Here is a 19,995-nt window from a genome sequence, read left to right on the forward strand (position 1 = left end):
AGATCGTTTAATGGCCGCGATGATAGCAAAAGTGTGTCAGCACGTGAATGCTCATTACAAATCTTTGCGGAATCAGCACTTGAGAATCAATCTCGTTTAGCCTAAGCTGGCTCCGCATCAAGGAAGATGCCCCCACCCCTTTCCTTATGAGCAAGGAGCTGTCCATGACCCGCCTGCTGCTGCCTCTCGAGCACGACCCGCGCCCTGCCAAACTGCACGCTGAGGACGCGCTGCTGCATGCACTCAAGCGCTTGCCGCGCCGGGTCCAGCAAGTCTTCCTGCTCAACCGCCTCGACCAACAGGGCTTTGCCGCCATCGCCGAGCGCCTGGACCTGCCACTGATCAGTATCGAGCGCCACATGAACCAGGCCCTGCAGACCGCCCGCGCGCCCGGCGACGCGCTGGCCAGCATCGCCGGCCAATGGTACGTGCGCCTGCAAAGCCCGCAGGTGACCGCCAGCGAACGCATCGATTTCCGCCGCTGGCTGGATGCCGACCCCGACCACCTGCGCGCCTTCCACGAAACCGAACTGCGCTGGCGCAGCCTGCTCGCCCCGGCGCGGCAATTAGGCCATGACGGCTGGTACCGGCAAGGACGCGCGGCGCTGTCGCTGGGTGGCTGCTCGATTGCCGTCGGGCTTGGTGTTGCTGCGCTTGTGGCGCTGGGGCTGCTGACCTGAACCTGGGGCACGGCCACTGAAACCCCGGTCCCAATCCGATCCAACCGATGATTTGAAGTCATAACAGCCCTTCAAAGAGAACTTTCCTACAGCAATGCAGGAAGCCGTTGGCAAGACTTCCTTCCACACTCCCCCTACGGTCCTAGCCTTGTGCCACGCATCGAGCGCGCTTCTCCACGTAGAAGCGCCCGACAACAATGGACAGGGACCGCCATGCTTAGTCACTCCGACCTGCGCTACAGGTCTACCCCCTTCATCGGTAAAACCGACCGCGAGATTGCACATCCAAGCCATCCGCGCCAGCGACTCACACCGCCCCAACGATTTGCAAAGGGGGCACGCCCATGAGCCTCAGCAACAGAATCGCCCACGCCATCGCCGAATCCGCGCTGCCCCACGACCAGTGCCAGGCCTGCGAACGCAAGGGCCTGCCTATCCTCCCCCTGCGCCGCGCACTGGTCCCGGACCCGCGCCCGGCCTACCGCTATCCCCTGGCCGGCGGCGACCAGGTGGCCACCCGCATGGGCTTGCGCACCCTGCGCGAGGGGTACCTGTATGTCCTGCTCGACCAGCGCATCTGGTACGCCTACGAGGTCACCGAGGAAGGCCACCTGCGCCGCTTCAACCCCATCGAACCGCCGCCGGCACCACCGCGCCTGCTCGCCCGCCAATGCCTGGGCGAAAACCACGACATCCCCTCTTCCTTTCTCACCCTCGACACCGAGGCCTTCTCCACCGCCTGGATCGCCTTCAGCAGCGATGCTTGGCCGCGCAGCGTGCTGAACGCCTACCGCGACGCCAGGACGCCGCCCGAGCGTTTCCAGGTGCTGGACCTCGGCCTCGCGCGCAACGCCCCCGCCCAGCTGGGCCTGGCCATGACCCTCAGCGAGCTGCAGGTGGACCGCCAGGTCTTCGAGTACAACCAGCAACTGCCCGGCGCCTTCGACAGTGTCCATGGCTTTCACAGCCGCCTCCTGCGCCAGACCGCCACCCGCGGCTACCTGCTCAACGCCATCGCCCGCCACCAGCTCGAACATGGCGTGCTCGCCCTGGTGCTCGACGACACCGTCGGCCTGGTCCAGGAGTACAACCACCAGCGTCTCGGCTGGATCACCCGGCGCCAGCAATGGCGCGAGGACCCACTGCGCGCCTATCAGCTGCAGACCTCGCAGATCCTGCAGACCCTGCGCGCCATGCAATGGCCCTGGGCCGAGCAGCAGACCCCGTCCTTCGAACCCCACAGCGGCGATGGCCCGCCCGTGTTCGTCGACCCGCAGGTCGAGCGCCAGCGCGAGGTCGAACGGCGCGCCCTCAACGGCGTTGCCCGGCTCGAGGAGCGCTACCACGAACCTAAGCGCGCCAGCTTCCAGGCCGAGTACGAGCGCCAGGAAGCCGAGTACCAGCGCTACATCGACCTGAACACCCAGGCCTACGCCCAACTCTGCGACAGCAGCCTGTTCCACTGCATCGAGGAGCACGATTATGACGGCGACGACCGCGAGTCCGGCATCGCCTACAGCAAGACCATGGCCCTGTGCGTGGCCGGCGGCGTCACCGAGGCCGCCGCCGTGGACAGCGAACCCCACGCGCCCGCCCCAGGCAGCAGCGCGGCGCTCTGGCAGCGCTGGCTGCAGGACCCCAACAGCCCACCCTACCGCGCCGTGCTCCTGCGCGACCGGGCCTTGCTCGCCGCGCTGCTGCCCAGTTTCTCCAGCACCAACGCCACCGACTGGGGCGACAGCGACAAGCTCTACGGCGCGCTGAGCAAGGTCATTGCCAGTGACGATGCCGGCCTGGGCATCCGCGACACCCTGCGCCAGGCCATTGCCGATACCCAAGGGGCGATCAATGGCGCCAGTCTGCGCCTGAAACCCCTGCTGCCGCCCGGCGTGCAGCGCGCTGTGCTGCGCCTGAACACCGCCAGCCAATGGCTGTACAACGGCGTTCAGTTGATCGAGCTGCAGGTGCAAATGAAGCTCAGCGAGTACTACGCCCTGCAGAGCGCGCACCTGCGCGAGCTGCAGCACAAGGCCAGCGTGCAGGCCGCCAAGGCCCGCGAGCGCATGCTCCTGGGCCTGCGTGAACTCGATGACGATGTGCGGGCAGCCAGGGCTCGGGTGCAGCCAATCATCCAGAACGGCCTGCTGAGTCTGGCGGTGCTCGACCCGAAGCTGGCGCACAGCGTCATCACCGTCAGCGTCTGGGTCGAAGGCACCGCCGACGTGCTGCACGAGCGCCTGGCCCAGGAGGCAAGCCTGCGCGTCAACCAGCTCAGCGACGCCGCGCAGATCAGCCTGGTCAACCTCTCGGTCGCCGCGGGAACCCTCGACGCCAGCACCCGCCAACTGCTCCACGGCATGCGCATTACCTCGAAACAGGCCAGCCAGCTGGTACGCACCAGCTTTACCGGCTTGCGCGGGGTGGCGAGCAGCTGGGAACTGCTGCTGGCACTGGGCGGCTTGTACCTGACCCATGACAGCCTGGCGAAGAATCTGGAAAAGGCGGAAGTCGAGATCGGCGACAAATCCAGGGAAGCGGTGATGGCGTTACATGGGTCCAAGCTGGCGATCCTGGGCGGCGGCATAGAAGCGCTGGGTCTGATCATCAGGACCGGCGCCACGCAGATCAACAGCAGGGTGCCCCTGACGCCTGCGGGGACGGCACGGATGGCCACGACCATCAGGGTGGGGCGAGCACTGGTCAGGGTGGGGGCCGTGATGGGGGCCGTGGCCGGGGTTTACGATACGGCACAGGCAGTGTTTGCCTTAAGGCGAACGTCTGTAAGCGGAGATAATACCGCTATGCATGCTTATGTCCTATCAGCTATGGGATTTGGCCTAGGGACAGTGGCCTCGGTATACGCAGTATTCGTTCCCACCTTTTGGGGGCCGCTAGGAATAGCAATCATCCTTGCTGCTATCTCTTACGGTGCTAAAAAGATTGCAGAAAGCCTTGAGTCAAGTCCCTTAGAGCGCTGGGCAAGGCGTTGTTACTTCGGCAAGGCAAATGCCCCCCCCGCCATCCACTGGGAATTCCCTGAGCATGCTGATATCGCTTTTGCAGAGCTAAACGCTGCTACATTGGGTGTTGAGGCAGGCCTGAAATTCGAATCTCAAAGAGCCGACCCCACGCTCACGGCTAAAATAGGATGGATTGCCCAGGCAGCCACCGAGCAAAAACTAACATTCAAGATATTGCTACCCAATATCAATGCTTCAAGCTACAGCTATCACTGGTCCCTGACCGTTCACCGACATGGCGATGGGGTTCCGTCCAACTACACGAGCGGCGAGATCATCGCCACAGGATCCCATGCAGTTTTACATCCATTGCCAACCTCGCAGAAAAAGCAGTCGTCGCGCCCCTCTCGTAAAGTGAAAGACTACAGAGCGGATACCCTCATCCAAAACACCAGCAAAAAATCCGCAGTGTTGCACTCCGGTGGTTCCACTACCACCGAGTTCATAACCGGCCACATAGAACTCACCCCAAGCCTTGGCAGGCACAGCATTCAGGCTGCAACTTTAAACGTCACGTACTGGCCAGACCGAGACTCTCCTGAGGCCTACGCACACTTAGAAATCCAGGCGGTCAACGAATGACTAAAATCAATGAATATCTACCTCGCCACCCCCTAGGTTGGAAATATGATCTAGCTCCTCCCCACGAAGAGCCAACCCAACGATTAAATTCACTCCTACTACCACCCACACCAAGCAAAATAAACAACACTTATATGGAGATCCCCAGATCAAGCGTGAGCATTAGAGGCATTGCCTCAATTGGCGGAAGCATCGCCTTATCATCCGGACTTATATTATATTTATACACTATACTCAGCACAATAACAGAAATCGGCATCAGCGAAGCGAAAATCATAGCCATAGGCCTAATAATAACCACAGCCGCATACTGGGCAATGATACCGTTCGTGCGCTTAGACATAGAACTCCCACGCAACGAACCAATCCGCTTCAACCGACTCAGGCAAAAAGTTTATTTTTATGAATATCGATTTGATCGCATCTACATATTCAGCCGAAAGAAATGGGGGGTACGACCCGTAGCCTATGATTGGAAAGACCTTATCGCCGAAGTCTGTAGTGTCTACGCTCCCATGGGCAATGGCGGGCTCGTCGAAAACGTCCTTATTGCAGTCCGCAAGCCAGGCACCGACGAAATCATCGACCGCCTTTTCTTCACCCATAGCATCGAGGATGGCAAGCGATACTGGGAGATCATCAGACTGTTCATGCAACAGGGCCCAGACGCCCTTCCCACCTTCGTTCGCCCGCCCCGCGATTGGGACAATGACTTCGAACTCACCCCCATTCGCCGATTGGCCCCCAGGGTGCAATGGCCGGAAGCCATAGACCACGAATCCCGCACCGCCCCTGAGCCCTCCACCGACTCACAGGCCACGAACAAAGTGACACCCTGAACACCTTTCGCGGTGTAGAGTACCTCCCACAACAACGCCAACAGGAGGCTGGCAATGACCGTGACGCTCTCCCCGCTGCACATCGACTGCGATTTCGACTCCGGCAACATCCTGGTCCTGGACGCCAGCAACCCTGCGCACGTCCACCTGAACATCCGCAAGGACAGCCACAGCGACCACTTCCAGTGGTTCCATTTCAAGGCTAGCGGCCTGACTCCGGGCCAGGTCCATCGCTTCAGCCTGGACAACGCCCACCAGTCCTCCTACAAGAACGCCTGGACCGGCTACCACGCCGTGGCCTCCTACGACCAGCAGACCTGGTTCCGCGTGCCCAGCCAGTTCGACGGCAAGGCCCTGAGCTTCGACTTCAAGGCCGAACAGCCACAAGCCTGGTTCGCCTACTTCGAGCCCTACCCCCGCGTCCGCCACAACCAGCTGATCGAGCGCGCCAAGCAGATCCCCGGCGTCGAGCTGCTGGCCAGCGGGCGCAGCGTGCAAGGTCGGGATATCCCGCTGCTGCGCGCAGGCAACGGCGCGGCCGGCAAGCGCAAGCTGTGGCTCATCGCCCAGCAGCACCCGGGCGAGCACATGGCCGAGTGGTTCATGGAAGGTGTGATCGACGCCCTCGAAGCCAACGCCCCGGTCATCCAGCAACTGCTGGCCGAGGCCGACCTGTACCTGATCCCCAACATGAACCCGGATGGCGCCTTCCTCGGCCACCTGCGCACCAACTTCAAGGGCAAGGACCTCAACCGCGCCTGGCAGGACGCCAGCGTCGAGTTGAGCCCCGAGGTGTTCTTCGCCCAGAGCCAGATGAAGCTGCATGGCGTGGACGCGTTCATCGATGCCCATGGCGACGAGGAGATCCCCCATGTGTTCACCGCGGCCTGCGAGGGCAACCCCGGCTATACGCCACGCATCGCCAAGCTGGAAGAGCAGTTCCGCAGTACCCTGTGCAGCCTGACCCCGGACTTCCAGACGAAGTACGGCTATACCCGCGACGAGCCGGGCCAAGCCAACATGACCCTGGCCTGCAATGCCGTGGGCCAGGCTCACGACTGCCTGTCACTGACCCTGGAGATGCCGTTCAAGGACCACGACGATGCGCCGAACCCGCGCACCGGCTGGTCGGGTGAGCGCTCCAAGGCGCTGGCCGGAGCGGTGCTTGAGACGTTGCTGAAGATGGTTGGCGATCTGCGCTGAGCAACGCCAGCACTCAAAACTGCACATCCAGAATCACGCTGTCGGTATAGGTCGCCGCCGGCGGCGTGGCCTGGTCGGTGTACACCTTGGCGTTGTAGTTGAACACCTGGCTGCCCGTGCCGGTCCCCGCCCCGGGGTTCACCTCGGCATCGCTGCTCGAACGCCGCGCCGCGCCCACCGAGCCCCAGCGCACCACGCCTGCGCTCTTGAAGATGTCGTAGGCCAGGTAGTTGTTGGCACTGGATTTCATCCGCCGCCGTCCGCCCGAGACGTTCTGCCCGTCGTCCAACCCGACCGTGTAGTTGCTGCCCTTGGTGCACGACACGCTCAGGCTCTGGTTCACCGTGCCGAACCCGGCCACCACCGGTGCGCTGGCGAAGCTGATGTTGGGCGTGGTGATCTGGCAGTCGTTGCTTACCGTCAGGCTGACGTTCAGGGTCTTGCTGCCACTGCCGATATCGCGCCCCAGGCAGATATTGCCGATGCCAATGCCCGAGCAGTAGTTCCAGCTCCAGGCAACGGTCAGCGTCTCCTGGTACAGGCCCGCGGCGACATTGCTGCCGATCTGTGTACGCAGATAAATCGGTACCGCCTTGGGCGTCGGACCATTGAGCAGGCCCAGCAAGTCGATGATGCCATTGCGGGCAAAGTCGAAGGCAACGCCCCGGGTGATCGGGTAGTTGACACTGTTGTCGGCATACAGGGTGTAGTTGATGACATCGCCGGTCGGGCCCACCAGGCCACCGGAGGCGGGCGTGATGGTTGCGTAGAAGTGGTCATTGCTGGACAGCAGGCTGAGCAGCGAGCCGGTGCACTGCAAGCCGGAATTGGTGGTCGAGGCAGTCTGCACGGTGGTACGTACCAGCGTCGAGTTGACGGTGCCGAACGCCGCTGGCGTGGTGGCCACCGACGAACACAGTGCCCAGGCCGGGCATGGCGCCAGCAACAGGCCAAACAGCAGGCCGTGTCGTCGAACATTCACTGGCACACCAGCGGACCAATCAACGGGATCGGCCCCTCCCCTTCAGGCAGGTCGAACGCCACCTGGCACTGCCCGCCATCGGCCTTGTCCACCTGCAGGCGGTTGTGCGGCGCCAGGTTCTCCAGGTAGACCAGCCCATCCCAGCCCACCACCGCCTCGCCGCCGCTTTCCCGGTGGCGTACCCGGCTGCCCAGCTTGAGCTCCCGCTGATTGCCGTCGACCAGCACCAGGCTTGCCGCCAGGACACGCTTGAGCGGGAACTCCAACAGGTAGCCGCTGCCACGGCGCACGGCCACGCGCTGCTCCACCTGCGGCGCCAGCACATCGGCGGGCAGGTCCATGGGGTCGATCTCGTATTTGCCGCGGTAATAGCCGCTGCTGTAGGGCACCAACAAATGGCCGTTGCGATCGGTGCGGCCGATCTGCTGGTTCTCGTAGCGCACCGGCACGTCGGCGTAGCCGCTGGTACTGACCACCACAAAGGCGTCGTCGATGCGGTTGGCGGCGAACAGCCCCGCATCCATCAGCACCAGCGAACCGCTGGCGTCGGCCCAGCGGGTCATCTCGCCGCTGCTGCCGTAGGCGCCCACCTGCAACTGCACCGATTGCAGGCGCCAGGTCAGGTCGGCCTGGCGGTAGTCGTCACGATTACCGCCGGTGGCGTAGCCCAGGTTGTAGCCCACCCCGCCGCCCACCGGCACCGCCTGGCTGTAGTTGACCCGCTGCAGGTCCTGGCCGTCCTTGCTGCGCTCGGCGCTGAAGGCCAGGGTGCCGCGCAGGTCGAAGGGGATCACCAGTTGCGCCTGCACCGCCCACTGGCTGTCACCAACCTCGCGGTTGGCAGACAGGTACAGGCTGCTGTTGCGCCACAGCGGCTTGCTCCAGCTAAGGTTGATCAGCCGCGTGCGCGTGCCGTCACCGGCGCGCACATCGAAGTAACCGGCACCGAGGCTGCCGTAGCTGTCCAGGTTGAGGCTCAGGGTCGCCTGCTCACTGCGCTGGCTCAGACGCGTGTAGGGGCTGTCGACCCGCGACAGGTCGGCGTAGTCGCCATGACGCTGCACACGCTGGTAGTTGAAGCCGATCCGCCGGCTGTTGTACTGGTAGCCCAGCGCCAGCTGCTGGCCTGTATCGCCTTCAAAGCGGCTCTGGGTCACTGCCGCATTGAGCACGCCGAAGGTGCCCAGGCGCAGGTTGCCGCCCAGGCCGCCGAGCATCAGCGACTCGGCGCTCTCGGCATGGGTTTCCACGGTGAAGTAGTCGGATACACCGTGGCGCAGGGTCGCCGAGGCCACACCCGGACCATAGGCGAAATCGCGCACGGCGTAGTCGCGGCGCAGGCTGCCGGCGGCCACCGAGAAGTCCGACAGGCCCTTGGCCAACAGGCTGCTGGTGACATAGAACGGCAAGGTGGTCGACACCTGCCGGCCCAGGGCATCGGTGGTGACCACCACCGCTTCGCCGGCGCCGTTGATGAACGGCACGTTGGTCAGGGTGTAGGGGCCAGGCTGCAACTCGGTACTGCTGCTCTTGTAGCCGTTGATGAACAGGTCCAGCGAGGTCGGCACAGCGGCTTCGCCGGCAAAGGCCGGCAGCGGATAGGTGACCAGGTCGGGACGGGCGCCGAAGTCGCGGGACAGTTGCAGGCCGCCCACGCGCACCGAGGTGGTCCACGGCAGCGCGCCTGTCACCAGGTCGCCTGCCTCATAGGTGAGCAGGCGCTGCTCGTCGGTGTAGCGGAAGGTGGTGTCGTAGCGCAGGAAGCCCTGGCGGCCCTGGGCCAGGGCGCCATTGAACGACTGGCGCCATTGCCCGGTGGTGGAAAAGGTGCCCCAGTCGTCGAACAGGCGCAGCTCGTTCCAGGCGGCCAGGTAGCTGCCGCCCTCATCGGTGTCGTTGAGGTAGGCGTCGTAGTTGAGCAAGGCGCCGAAGCTGCTGCGCGCGTCGCTGGCCGGGTACAGGTTGCGCTCACCGACCTGCTGGTCGGGTAGCCAGGCCGGCGGCACCTGCAGCAGCAGGCGCTGGTTCTGGCTGTCGTAGTCGCTGTGCAGGCCGGAGATGTCGTCCAGGGCCACCTCGCCTTGAGGCTCGCCCGGCAGCCTGACGCCCGCCTCGCGCAGCACCTCGCTGGCCAGGTACAGGCGCCCGGCGCGCTGCTGCACCGGCACCAGCTCAGCCTTGGCCACCTGGTTCACCAGCAGGTCGAGGTACAGCGTGGCGTCGGCGATGGCGGCATGCTCCGAGGGCGGCGGCGGCAGCTCGTCGGCCACGCCCAGGCCGGGCCCCAGCACCGCCAGGCCCAGCCACAACCGGTGCGTTGTCACCCGCACCCAGCTCACACACGATTTCCAACCATTGCCGGGTCCTCCCTGGCCCCTGTGATCCGTTCAAGCGCGGCTCATTGCCCCTGTTTGATGGCCTGTGCCACCTCCTGGCCGTTGACTCGCCCTTTCAGCACGCTGGCGGCGCCCGGCGTGGCCGGTGCCGGCCAGCGCATGCTGGCGCCGGGCAACACATAACCGAGCAGCCCTTCGACCAATGGCCTGTCCTGACCGGCTTGCTGCAGCACCACGTCGGTCAGCCGCGCATGCACAGGCCCCGTGTTGCGCAGCTCGACATAGGGTTTGCCCTGCACTGTCACCGCGCGCCAGCTCAACTGCGGCTTGCCCACGCCTTCGGCGCTGCGCTTGCCCGCTGGGTCGGGTTTGCCCCACAGCCCCTCGCCGTAGACGAACAGCGGCACCGAGTAGCGCATCTGCAAACGGATCGCTGCCTTCGGCCCTTCACTGGCGGCATCGGTCGGCAGCGGCGACGGGATCTCATCGATGATGATGCGGTACGCCTGTTCCTGACCTGCGGGCGAACCGCCGGTGCGGGTCAGGCGGATCAGTTGTTTCTGCCCCGGCGCAATGTTGGCCACCGGCGGGCTGCCGATGATCTCGCGCTGGGCCTGGAACTGCTCCTGGTACTCGCCCTGGCGCCAGGCGAACACCCGCACCTGCAGGCTGGTCGGCGCCGAGCCACGGTTTTCCAGCCACAGCGCGCCGGCCTTCTGGTCGGCCTCCAGCACTGGGTCGATCGGCCAGATCAGCACCGAGGTGGCCGCGAAGGCCGGTGCGCTGGCCAACAGCAGCACCCCGATGATTCCTCGCGCCCATTTCGCGCCTGCCCCCATGCCCCTCTCCTTTTCTGTTATCCGCGGTGGCCTTTCACCAGGTCACCGTCACTTGCACGACATCGGTGTAGGTCCCCGCCGGCAAGGTGCCGGTCAGGGTGGTACGGCCATAGACCGGCAGCTTGATCGCGGTCGGGTCGCTGTAGCTCACCGCCACGCTGCTGCCGATGCCCAGGCTCTGGCTGAAACCGGCGTCGCGGTAAAGCTGGTAGGCCAGCAATTGCGTACCGCCCGAACGCTTGAGGTTGCGCGTGCCGCTGGCGCTGTTCTGGCCACCGTCCAGGCTCATGCTCAGGGCCACGCCGGGGGTGCACTGGAACGTCACCGTGCTGCCGCCGAGCGAGGTGCTCAGGGTGGCCGTGGACAGTGCCGAGCTGGTGCCGTAGTCGAGCACGCCATAGGCGGTCACGCCGCCCACAACCAGGCAGCCCGCGACGATCTGCGCCGTCACCTGGAAGGTGCTGGTGGTGACCGCGTGGGCACCCGGGGTCAACGTCAGGCACACGCCGACCGCCAGCAGCCGCGCAGTGCCTGGCATGGCTCAGAAACTCAGCTCGACCGCCACCGTGTCGGTGTACACCCCGGCCGGCAGGCCGGCTTTACCCCGGGCCTGGCCATACAGGTTGACGGTCTGCGCCACGCCGGTACTGGTCGGCAGGGTAATGGTGCCGTCGATCGCCAGCAGCTGGGTGTGCCCGGCGTCGGTGTAGAAGTCGTAGGGCACGAAATTGCCCGCGCCATCGGCCAAGGCCCGGGTCCCGCCGGCGGACTGCGAGTCATGGGCGCCGGCACGCACCTTGATCGTCGGCACCGTGCCTGCCGAGCAGAGAATACTCATGGCCCCGCCTCCGCCGCCGAGCACCTGGCCATTGGCGGTGGTGAACAGTGAATCCTGGGTGCCAAAGTTGAGGCTGCCGAAATTCAGCCCGGAGGTGCCGCCGCTGCCGTTGACCTGACAGGCGGCGGTCAGGGTCAGGGTCGAGCTGATGGTGCCGGTCACGGTGGCGGCCTGGGCCTGGGCCGCCAGGGCGAGGCCAAGGCCGGCGAGCATGCAGCGGGTGAGGTGCTTGGGCATCGGAATCTCCTTGCGTGTTACCAGTCCAGGGTCACCCTGAGGGTGTCGCGATACAGCCCGGCGGGCAGCGCGCGCGGTTGCGCGACCACTACGCCGTAGATGGGCACGGGCACTTGCTGGGTACTGCTGATGGTGAAGGTACGGGCCTGGCCGATGCCGTAGCGGCTGTTGCCGCCCGGGTCGATGGCCAGTTGGTAGGGAATGAGCTCGCGGCCATTGCTCAGGCGGCGCACGCCGTCGCTGCCGTTCTGGCCACCGTTGATGCGCACGCTGAAAGCGCGCACCTGGGGCGAACAGCTGATCTGCAGGCTACCCTCGCCGCCGGCCTCGTCGACCCGGCTGGTCAAAGGCTGGTCCCAGGTCGGCCCCCGCGCACCGAAGTCCATCAACCCCGGGTTGCCCAGGGTGGCCGGTTGCGGGTCGCTGCTGATCTGGCAGGCGGCGCTGATCACCAGGCGCGCCTGGATGAAGCCGGTGGTGGTGCCGTTGGCCGCGCCAGTGGGCAACAGCAGCGGGCCGAGGGTCAGCAGCAGGATCGATCCACGGTGCAACACTTCCATGAGCATGAAGCCTCCCTACCAGGTGACCGTGACTTTGAGCAGGTCGGTATACAGGCCGGCGCGGGGTACCCAGGCCAGCTTGTCGATCCGTGCGTAGAGGGGAAGCTGCGCCGAACCGCTGTCCGGCACCCGCGCCGATTGCGCAGCGTCCACCGCCAACGGCTGGCGCCAGGCGGCGTCGCGGTAGAGACGATAGGGAATCGGCCGGGCCTGGACATCGCGGTTCGCCAGGTAGCGCAGTTCGCCGATGCCGCCGTGCTGGCCGCCATCGACACGTACCTGGTACGGGGTATCGGGGTTGCACTCCAACCGCGGCGGGCGCTGGGCCAGCAGAGCGCCACTCAACGGCGCACCAGGGCCATCCAGGCGCGCCGCGCTGCCCAAGTCGATGCGCCCCAGCGCCTGCGGGCCGGCATCGCGCTGCTGGTTGACTAGCATGCACCCGCGCTGTACGCGCACCTGCACTTCAACGAGAAAATCCGCTGCCATGGCGTTGCCACTCAACCACAGGCCCAACAGCATGGCCACAAAGCGCTCCGTCACCTGACAATCCTTCCTGTATAGGTTGAACTTGAGCGTAGCAGCGCGATTGGATCCGGGCCGGGCAAGCCCTACCCCTCTTTGGCATTAATGAAAATGGCGGGGCTGGGGCTGTGCAGTCCATTGCGGACCTGACAAACGTGACACGATTGAATTTTCTCGCCTGGTAACGAAACCCCAGCGCCTGGCGCCTTTCAAAACAACCAGATCCCGGCAAAGCGGCCGGCATTCTGATACCGTTCACCAACAACATCCTGTGCAATACGCATGCGCCATGCGTGGACGGACCCTACAGGAGAGTCCCGTGACGACCGAACCGACCTCGCTCGAGCAGGCCATCGAGCGCTGTGCCCAGGAACCGATCCAGGTTCCGGGCAGTATTCAGCCACAGGGTTTCCTGTTGGTGCTGGACGAGACCGACCTGCGTATTCTCCAGGCCAGCGAGAATACCGAGCGTTGGCTGGGCGTACCTGCCCGCGCGCTGGCGGGCCAAGCCTTCGCCGAGCTGGTCAGCACCAGCTTCGACCTGCGCACCCGCCTGGCCAACCTGCCCGACGACGAAATCTTCCCGTTTCACATCGGCGATATACACCTGCACCATGGTGCGCCCTGGCAAGCGCCGCTGCGGGTGCTGGCACACCGTCACGACCAGGTGCTGATCCTCGAACTGGAACCCCGCCGCAGTGCTGCGCAGGGTGGCGAAAAGGACAACTACTACCCGCTGGTCCGCGCCTTCGTCAGCACCCTGCACCAGGTCAGCAGCATCGACGAGTTGCTGCTGCAATCAGTACGCCAGATCAAACGCATCACCGGCTTCGGCCGGGTCAAGGCCTACCGCTTCGACAGCGAGGGCACCGGCACGGTCCTGGCCGAGGATGCCGACCCCGGCTACCCGAGCTACCTGGGGCTGTGCTTCCCGGCTTCGGACATCCCGCGCCAGGCCCGCGAGCTGTACCGGATCAACCGCATCCGGGTGATCGAGGACGCCAACTACCAACCCTCGCCCCTGGTGCCGGCCAGCAATCCGCGTACCGGCAAGGCCCTGGACATGAGCTTCGCCTCGCTGCGCAGTGTGTCGCCGGTGCACCTGCAGTACATGCGCAACATGGGCACACTGGCGTCGATGTCGTTGTCCATCGTGGTCGATGACCAGCTATGGGGCCTGGTGTCCTGCCACCATGACCAGCCAAGGCCGGTGGATTTCCAGACCCGCACCGCCTGCGAACTGCTGGCCAATGTGCTGTCGTTGCAGATCGAGGCCATCGAGTCCCACGACAGCACACGCCAGCTGCTCGACTTGCGCCAGCGCATCGTGCGCATGCTCGGCTCGATGGCCGACCATGACAGTGTCAGCGATGGCCTGCTCGCCCAACCCGAGGTGATGCTGCAGTTCGCCGGAGCCTCGGGGGCGGCGATCATCAGCGCCGAGCGCTGCGACCTGATCGGCGCCACCCCGCCAGCGTCGCTGGTCAATGCCCTGGCGCACTGGCTGGCGCGGCGTGACGGCCAGGCGGTGTTCCACACCGACAACGTACAGCGTGACATCGATGAACTGCCTGAATTGGCCCGACATGCCGCCGGGGTGCTGGCAGTCGCGATCTCGCAGATTCATTCGCACTATCTTGTATGGTTCCGGCCCGAGCAGGCCCATACGGTGAACTGGGCGGGCCGACCGGAGAAGTCTGTCGGTCCGCAGGGCAATCTCAACCCACGGCACAGCTTCGAGCGTTGGCAACAGGAAATACGCGGCTTCAGCGCGCCTTGGCACCCGCTGATCATCGAAGGCGTGATGGAGTTGCGCGGCGCGGTGCTCGGCATCGTCTTGCGCAAGGCCGAGGAACTGGCACAGCTGGCCGGCGAACTGAAGCGCTCGAACAAGGAACTTGAAGCGTTTTCCTACAGCGTGTCCCACGACCTGCGTGCTCCGCTGCGACACATCGCCGGCTACAGTGAGCTGCTCGGCGAAATAGAGGGAGAGCAGCTCTCCGAACGCGGCAAGCGCTTCCTCAGCCATATCGAGGATGCCGCGCAATTCGCCGGTACCCTGGTGGACAACCTGCTCAACTTCTCGCAGATGGGCCGTTCGGCGCTGCGCCTGTCCGACGTCGACCTCAATACCCTGGCCGACACCATCCGCTCGGAGCTGGCGCCGGACTACGCGGGGCGTGACATCGTCTGGGAAATCGCCGACCTGCCCAAGGTGATCGCCGACCCGGCCTTCATCAACATGGTCCTGCACAACCTGATCGCCAATGCCATCAAGTACACCCGCGGCCGCGCCCCCGCGCGCATCGAGATCGGCTCGGTGCGTCACCGGCACGAACTCGAGTTCTATGTGCGCGACAATGGCGTGGGCTTCGACATGGCCTATGTCGACAAGCTGTTCGGCGTGTTCCAGCGCCTGCACCGTATGGAAGAGTTCGAAGGCACCGGGATCGGCCTGGCCAGCGTGCGCCGCATCATCGAGCGCCACGATGGCCGGGTGTGGGCCGAGGGCCGAGTCAACCAGGGCGCCAGCTTCCACTTCACCCTGCCACTAAACCCAAAGTCTGCCTGAGGCCGGACATCATGCTCAAACCTATCCTGCTGGTCGAAGACAACCCCAGAGACCTCGAACTGACCCTGCTCGCCCTTGAGCGCAGCCAGCTGGCCAACGAGGTGGTCGTCGTGCGCGACGGCGCCGATGCGCTGGACTACCTGCTGCGGCGCAACGCCTTTGCCGGACGCGACGGCGGCAATCCGGCGGTGATGCTGCTGGACCTGAAGCTGCCCAAGGTCGATGGCCTGGAAGTCCTCAAGGTGGTGCGCGAAACCGCCGAGTTGCGCAGCATCCCCATCGTCATGCTGACGTCCTCGCGCGAGGGGCCGGACCTGAGCCGGGCCTATGAGCTCGGGGTCAATGCCTATGTGGTCAAGCCTGTGGAGTTCAAGGAGTTCGTCACCGCCATCTCCGACCTGGGCATGTTCTGGGCGGTGCTCAACGAACCACCACCCGGTTCGCTGCGCCTGAACCGTCGCGGCAGCAACTGAGGCGGACACGATGCAGCTTACTCCACTGAAACTGCTGATGGTCGAAGACAGCGCCATGGATGCCGAGCTGATCCTGATGCGCCTTGAGCGCAGCGGGTTTCAGGTGCAATCACGGCTGGTATTCGACCATGTCGGTGCCGAGCATGCCCTGGGCGAGTCTTCCTACGACCTGATCCTGTGCGATTGCGTGCTGCCGAGCTCCTCCGGCGCCGACGTGCTGGCCATCGCCCAACGCCTGGCGCCTCAGATACCGTTCATCTTCCTCTCCGGCATCTACGGCGAAGAACACGCGGTGGAGATGATCCGCCTCGGCGCCACCGACTACGTCCTGAAGAAGAACCTGCCGCTGCTGCCCAAGGCCGTGCGCCGGGCGCTGACCGAAGTGCAGGAACGCCAACGCCGACGCCGCGCTGAAGAGGCCCTGGCCGAGGCGGAGGCGCGCGCCCGCATCGCCATCGATGCCGCCGGCATGGGCACTTGGGACTACCGCCCGCAGGACGGACAGCTGGTCTGGGACGACCGCTGCAAGATGCTGTTCGGCCTGCCCAGCGACACTCGAATGACGATCGAGGTCTTCTACGCCGGCATCCACCCCGACGACCAATCCCGTGTGCGCAACGCCGTCGAGCAGGCCATGCGCCCTGACAGCGATGGCCATTACCGGGCCGAGTTCCGTATCGCTCAACCCGGCGCACTGGAGCCGCGCTGGCTGCTCTCCACCGGCCAGACCCAACTCATCGACGGCCTGTGCGTGCGCTTTTCCGGGGTGCTGCAGGACATCCACCAGCAGCGCCAGGCCACCCGGGCGCTGGAGCAGCTCAACGAGATGCTCGGCGAGCGGGTCGAGCGCCGCACCCGCGAGCGCGACCGTGCCTGGGAACTGTCCCAGGACCTGCTGGCGGTACTCAACAAGGACCTGACCCCGGTAGCCCTCAACCCGGCCTGGGAAGCCGCGCTGGGCTTTCCCCGTGAGCGGTTGGCGCAGATTTCGCTGCTGCAGCTGCTACCGGAAGCCGACCAGGAAACCTTCCTCACCGAGCTGGCCGCGCTCTCTCAGGGACGCACCAGCGCCCGCTTCGTCGGCCGCATCCGGCATGCCGAAGGCCAGCAGCGCTGGCTGTCGTGGGTGGTGGTGCCGGACGACAACCTGCTGCATGTGGTCGCCCGCGACATCTCCAGCGAACGCGAAGCGGTGCTGGACCTGGCCGAGGCCAACGAGCGCCTGCGCGAACAGATCGCCGAGCGCGAACGCATCGAGGCCGCGCTGCAGCAGATGCAGCGCCTGGAAGCGGTCGGCCAGCTCACGGCCGGCGTGGCGCACGATTTCAACAACCTGCTGACGGTGATCCTCACCGGTGCCAGCTTCCTGCAGAACGACTTGGACAAAGGCCTGCTGGACAAGGCACACAAGCGCCTGCAGCACATTCGTGAGGCGGGCGAGCGCGGGGCCAAGCTGACCTCCCAGTTGCTGGCGTTTTCGCGCAAGCAACGGTTGGAGCCGGTGCCGCTGAACCTCAACCGCACATTGGCAGGGCTGGAAGAACTGCTGCGCCGCACCCTGGGTGGCAGCGTCGCAGTGCGCCTGGAGCTCGATGCTGGGCTATGGCAAGCCCTGACCGACCCGACCCAGACCGAAATGATCATCCTCAACCTGGCGATCAACGCCCGCGACGCCATGCCCGAGGGCGGCCAACTCACCCTGGCCACGCGCAACACCCGGGTCAATACCCGTCCACAACGCCCGGAGGACCCGGAACCCGGTGAGTACGTGGTGCTGAGTATCCGCGACAGCGGCTGCGGCATGAGCGAGGAAGTACTGGCCAAAGCCTTCGAACCGTTCTTCACCACCAAGGATATCGGCAAGGGCTCGGGCCTGGGGCTGGCGCAGGTGTTCGGCTTCGCCAAACAGATCGGCGGTGGCGTGCGCATCGATACAACGCCAGGCCGCGGCACCCTGGTCAGTGTCTACCTGCCAGCGGTAAAGGCCCGTGCCGATTCACTCACTACAGGCGAGGACGATGTGCGCCCGCATTTCGCCCAAGGGGCCGAGCGTCACATCCTGCTGGTGGACGACGACCATCTGGTGCGCGAAATGATTGGCGACCTGCTGCAGCGCCAGGGCTACGAGGTACACCAGGCACACAATGGTACCCAGGCCATGGCCCTGCTCGATGAACGCATAGACCTGCTGCTTACCGACTTCGCCATGCCAGAGTTCAATGGTGCCCAACTGGCCCTGGCGGCCCGCGAGCGCTTTCCGCGCCTGCCCGTGGTGTTCCTCACCGGCTATGCCCAGCTGCAAGGGCTGGAGCTACAGGGGTGCCAGGTGGTGCAGAAACCGGTGCACGAACACATCCTCGCCCAGGTGCTGGCCGAGTCGCTGGAAAACAGGTAGGCAGAAACGAAAAAATCGCCGAAAGGCGATTGGGAAGAGGATACAATTTTAAAATGGCAGGGGCGGCTGGATTCGAACCAACGCATGGCAGGATCAAAACCTGCTGCCTTACCGCTTGGCGACGCCCCTGTATCGGATCTGCGAATGACTGATCACCGCCTCACTGACAACCCCCTGACAGCTCCGTGTGTTGCTGCTCGGGAATGGCCGGCACTTTAACAACCTTTTTTCGAAGTGGGAAGCTTTTTTTTGAAAAAGACGCACGAAAACAGCAAGTTAGTTGTATCAGCTACCTTTCGAGAGGGTTCTCGCGCCGCCTACGACAACCGCTCGTCGCAATTCCACCGGCTCGCCTCAACACAATCGCATTCCTCCATTCCAATCAGATAGAGCCCATCGGCGCATCACAAGGAGGACGCCATGCCCGTTTCCCATGACCTCTACCAGGACCTGCACTACCCACGCGAAATCGTCCAGCAGCGCCGTCAGCAGGACCCGCAGCTCGACCGCCTGCTGGACGAGTACTTGGACATCGACAACCAGGTGCTGGCCGCAGAGTCGATCTCGGCAGGCAACTTTGTGGACGAAGACCTGCGCCATCTCAAGGAGCGCCGTCTGGCGGTCAAGTACATGATCGAGCGCCGACTCGAGCGCAGGACCTGACCTATCGCTTTTCGCGATCATTGCCCGGCACATTCTCGATTGGTCAAAATGCCCGGCTTCGCGCAAGCTGCGCCCTGCCCCAGACTCGGCCCGAGGAGCCTGCCACTTGTCCACCTGGATTCCCCCGTCCTTGCGCCAGATTGGCCAGCGCCTGCGCAGTGCCCCGGACAAGGTTCCCACCTTGTTGGACCACTTCCAGAAAATGGCAACCGAGCGTGGCTATGCCCTGAGCGATGGGCAGCTTCAGGTGATAGAGGCGATGGCCATGCTGTTGGGCAGCTTCGACGCGGGTCCGACGCGCAGCCTGTACCTGCACGGCGCGGTCGGACGCGGCAAGAGCTGGCTGCTCGATGGCTTCTTCCAGGCCGTGCCGACGGCGGCCAAGCGCCGCCTGCATTTTCACGATTTCTTCGCCCGCCTGCACCAAGGCATGCATCACAACCGGGCGCAGGACGATGCCCTGGGGGCGACCCTCGACGCGCTGCTTGGCCACTGCCAAGTGCTGTGCTTCGACGAGTTCCACGTCCATGACATCGGCGACGCCATGCTGCTCACCCGGCTGTTCGATGCCCTGTTTGCACGAGGCGTTTTCCTGCTGGTCACGTCCAACTACGCGCCTGAGGGGCTGCTGCCCAACCCGCTGTACCACGCGCGCTTCCTGCCGGTGATCCGCCTGATCAACAGCCGCATGCAAGTGCTTGAGGTAGGGGGAGAGACCGACTTTCGCAGCCTGCCAGCCAATCGCCAACACCAGCGCTTCACCCGGGGTTGCTACGTCTGGCCAGGAGATGCAGGGCAACGCCGAGCTCTGCAGGTGCCCGCGCCGCAGCCGGTAGGGCTGGAGGTCAACAAACGTTCCCTGAGGGCCCTGGCCAGCGAGGGGCGCCAGGTAATGTTCAGCTTCGACGATCTGTGCGAACAACCGACAGCAGTGATCGATTACCTGGCCCTGGCCGAGCGCTATGATCGCTGGATCATAGACGGCCTGGACGATCTGGCCGAGTGCTCGCTGGCGGCGCAGCAGCGCTTCGTCAACCTGATGGATGTGCTGTACGACCAGGACCGGGAGGTGCTGGTGATCGGCAAGCAGGCCCTGGAAAAAAGCCTGGGCGGCGCCATCGCCGATCTGATGCGTACACGCAGCCGCCTGGGGCAGCTGCATCAGCAGGGGCCAGCCTGAGCGCCCCTGCTAGTGTGGTGTTTCACAAATAACGACCATAACTCGCGGCGCTTTTTGCGCTCATGCGGCGT

Annotated in this window: 16 protein-coding genes and 1 tRNA gene; 9 read left to right on the forward strand and 8 right to left on the reverse strand. The window is 64.6% G+C overall.

All coding sequences use genetic code 11. The features are described from left to right. The first annotated feature begins 164 nt into the window (after nt 1–164). The 4 genes from DFS21_RS20405 (at nt 165) to DFS21_RS20420 (ending at nt 6,324) form a co-directional block, all read left to right on the forward strand. Nucleotides 165–680, forward strand: coding sequence for a DUF4880 domain-containing protein (locus DFS21_RS20405; protein WP_111533011.1), 516 nt, complete (start codon nt 165–167; stop codon nt 678–680). 344 nt (nt 681–1,024) lie between these two features. Beyond that, nucleotides 1,025–4,282, forward strand: a complete 3,258-nt coding sequence (locus DFS21_RS20410; RefSeq protein ID WP_111532993.1) for a T6SS effector BTH_I2691 family protein — start codon at nt 1,025–1,027, stop codon at nt 4,280–4,282. A 155-nt stretch (nt 4,283–4,437) separates the two neighbouring features. Continuing rightward, nucleotides 4,438–5,121: a DUF6708 domain-containing protein gene (locus DFS21_RS20415; protein ID WP_371926893.1), complete on the forward strand. Its 684-nt coding sequence runs from the start codon at nt 4,438–4,440 to the stop codon at nt 5,119–5,121. Nucleotides 5,122–5,175: 54 nt separating this feature from the next. Then, the gene (locus tag DFS21_RS20420) at nt 5,176–6,324 is read left to right on the forward strand and encodes a M14-type cytosolic carboxypeptidase (protein WP_111532994.1); all 1,149 of its coding nucleotides are present in this window, start codon (nt 5,176–5,178) and stop codon (nt 6,322–6,324) included. Nucleotides 6,325–6,337: 13 nt separating this feature from the next. Here the strand turns inward: DFS21_RS20420 and DFS21_RS20425 are convergent, their stop codons facing one another. The 7 genes from DFS21_RS20425 to DFS21_RS20455 form a co-directional block, all read right to left on the reverse strand. After that, entirely contained in the window at nt 6,338–7,306 is a 969-nt protein-coding gene (locus tag DFS21_RS20425; protein ID WP_046856300.1) for a spore coat U domain-containing protein, read from the reverse strand. Beyond that, a complete protein-coding gene (locus tag DFS21_RS20430) occupies nt 7,303–9,636 on the reverse strand; it encodes a fimbria/pilus outer membrane usher protein (protein ID WP_181427695.1) in 2,334 nt (777 codons plus the stop codon). Before DFS21_RS20430 ends, DFS21_RS20425 begins: the two co-directional genes overlap by 4 nt. Nucleotides 9,637–9,704: 68 nt before the next feature. Then, nucleotides 9,705–10,481, reverse strand: coding sequence for a molecular chaperone (locus DFS21_RS20435; protein ID WP_110698651.1), 777 nt, complete (start codon nt 10,479–10,481; stop codon nt 9,705–9,707). A gap of 34 nt (nt 10,482–10,515) precedes the next feature. Then, nucleotides 10,516–11,019, reverse strand: a complete 504-nt coding sequence (locus DFS21_RS20440) for a spore coat U domain-containing protein (RefSeq protein WP_111532995.1) — start codon at nt 11,017–11,019, stop codon at nt 10,516–10,518. Between the two features lie 3 nt (nt 11,020–11,022). Beyond that, complete coding sequence (locus DFS21_RS20445; protein WP_111532996.1) at nt 11,023–11,556, reverse strand: spore coat U domain-containing protein; 534 nt, start codon at nt 11,554–11,556, stop codon at nt 11,023–11,025. Nucleotides 11,557–11,573: 17 nt separating this feature from the next. Further along, nucleotides 11,574–12,107, reverse strand: coding sequence for a spore coat U domain-containing protein (locus DFS21_RS20450; RefSeq protein WP_110699145.1), 534 nt, complete (start codon nt 12,105–12,107; stop codon nt 11,574–11,576). A gap of 24 nt (nt 12,108–12,131) precedes the next feature. Further along, nucleotides 12,132–12,659 carry a spore coat U domain-containing protein gene (locus DFS21_RS20455; RefSeq protein WP_111532997.1) on the reverse strand — a complete coding sequence of 176 codons (528 nt, stop codon included), beginning with the start codon at nt 12,657–12,659 and terminating at the stop codon, nt 12,132–12,134. Between the two features lie 271 nt (nt 12,660–12,930). Between DFS21_RS20455 and DFS21_RS20460 the strand changes: the two genes are divergently transcribed. From DFS21_RS20460 to DFS21_RS20470, 3 genes are read left to right on the forward strand one after another with little or no spacing between them, the layout of a single operon-like run. Beyond that, nucleotides 12,931–15,213, forward strand: coding sequence for an ATP-binding protein (locus DFS21_RS20460; RefSeq protein WP_111532998.1), 2,283 nt, complete (start codon nt 12,931–12,933; stop codon nt 15,211–15,213). Nucleotides 15,214–15,224: 11 nt separating this feature from the next. Continuing rightward, the gene (locus tag DFS21_RS20465; protein ID WP_102684529.1) at nt 15,225–15,686 is read left to right on the forward strand and encodes a response regulator; all 462 of its coding nucleotides are present in this window, start codon (nt 15,225–15,227) and stop codon (nt 15,684–15,686) included. 10 nt (nt 15,687–15,696) lie between these two features. After that, complete coding sequence (locus tag DFS21_RS20470; protein WP_110698662.1) at nt 15,697–18,081, forward strand: response regulator; 2,385 nt, start codon at nt 15,697–15,699, stop codon at nt 18,079–18,081. 54 nt (nt 18,082–18,135) lie between these two features. On the opposite strand, the gene DFS21_RS20475 is transcribed toward DFS21_RS20470, so the two are convergent. Continuing rightward, a tRNA-Gln gene (locus DFS21_RS20475) sits at nt 18,136–18,210 on the reverse strand. 291 nt (nt 18,211–18,501) lie between these two features. Here DFS21_RS20475 and DFS21_RS20480 point away from each other — a divergent pair. Together DFS21_RS20480 and zapE are read left to right on the forward strand one after the other, a co-directional pair. Further along, on the forward strand, nt 18,502–18,744 hold the full coding sequence (locus tag DFS21_RS20480) for a hypothetical protein (protein WP_110698664.1): 243 nt from the start codon (nt 18,502–18,504) through the stop codon (nt 18,742–18,744). A 106-nt stretch (nt 18,745–18,850) separates the two neighbouring features. Continuing rightward, nucleotides 18,851–19,924, forward strand: coding sequence for a cell division protein ZapE (gene zapE / locus DFS21_RS20485; protein ID WP_110698665.1), 1,074 nt, complete (start codon nt 18,851–18,853; stop codon nt 19,922–19,924). The last annotated feature ends 71 nt before the right edge of the window (nt 19,925–19,995 follow it).

It is taken from the genome of Pseudomonas sp. 2848, assembly GCF_003253945.1.
Classification (GTDB): domain Bacteria; phylum Pseudomonadota; class Gammaproteobacteria; order Pseudomonadales; family Pseudomonadaceae; genus Aquipseudomonas.

Excerpts from the sequence above, each read along its gene's own strand:
- DFS21_RS20405 (WP_111533011.1), top strand. The coding sequence starts at position 165 with ATGACCCGCCTGCTGCTGCCTCTCGAGCACGACCCGCGCCCTGCCAAA.
- DFS21_RS20435 (WP_110698651.1), bottom strand. The coding sequence starts at position 10,481 with ATGGGGGCAGGCGCGAAATGGGCGCGAGGAATCATCGGGGTGCTGCTG.
- DFS21_RS20460 (WP_111532998.1), top strand. The coding sequence starts at position 12,931 with ATGCGTGGACGGACCCTACAGGAGAGTCCCGTGACGACCGAACCGACC.
- DFS21_RS20410 (WP_111532993.1), top strand. The coding sequence starts at position 1,025 with ATGAGCCTCAGCAACAGAATCGCCCACGCCATCGCCGAATCCGCGCTG.
- DFS21_RS20470 (WP_110698662.1), top strand. The coding sequence starts at position 15,697 with ATGCAGCTTACTCCACTGAAACTGCTGATGGTCGAAGACAGCGCCATG.
- DFS21_RS20480 (WP_110698664.1), top strand. The coding sequence starts at position 18,502 with ATGCCCGTTTCCCATGACCTCTACCAGGACCTGCACTACCCACGCGAA.
- DFS21_RS20465 (WP_102684529.1), top strand. The coding sequence starts at position 15,225 with ATGCTCAAACCTATCCTGCTGGTCGAAGACAACCCCAGAGACCTCGAA.
- DFS21_RS20440 (WP_111532995.1), bottom strand. The coding sequence starts at position 11,019 with ATGCCAGGCACTGCGCGGCTGCTGGCGGTCGGCGTGTGCCTGACGTTG.
- DFS21_RS20420 (WP_111532994.1), top strand. The coding sequence starts at position 5,176 with ATGACCGTGACGCTCTCCCCGCTGCACATCGACTGCGATTTCGACTCC.
- DFS21_RS20445 (WP_111532996.1), bottom strand. The coding sequence starts at position 11,556 with ATGCCCAAGCACCTCACCCGCTGCATGCTCGCCGGCCTTGGCCTCGCC.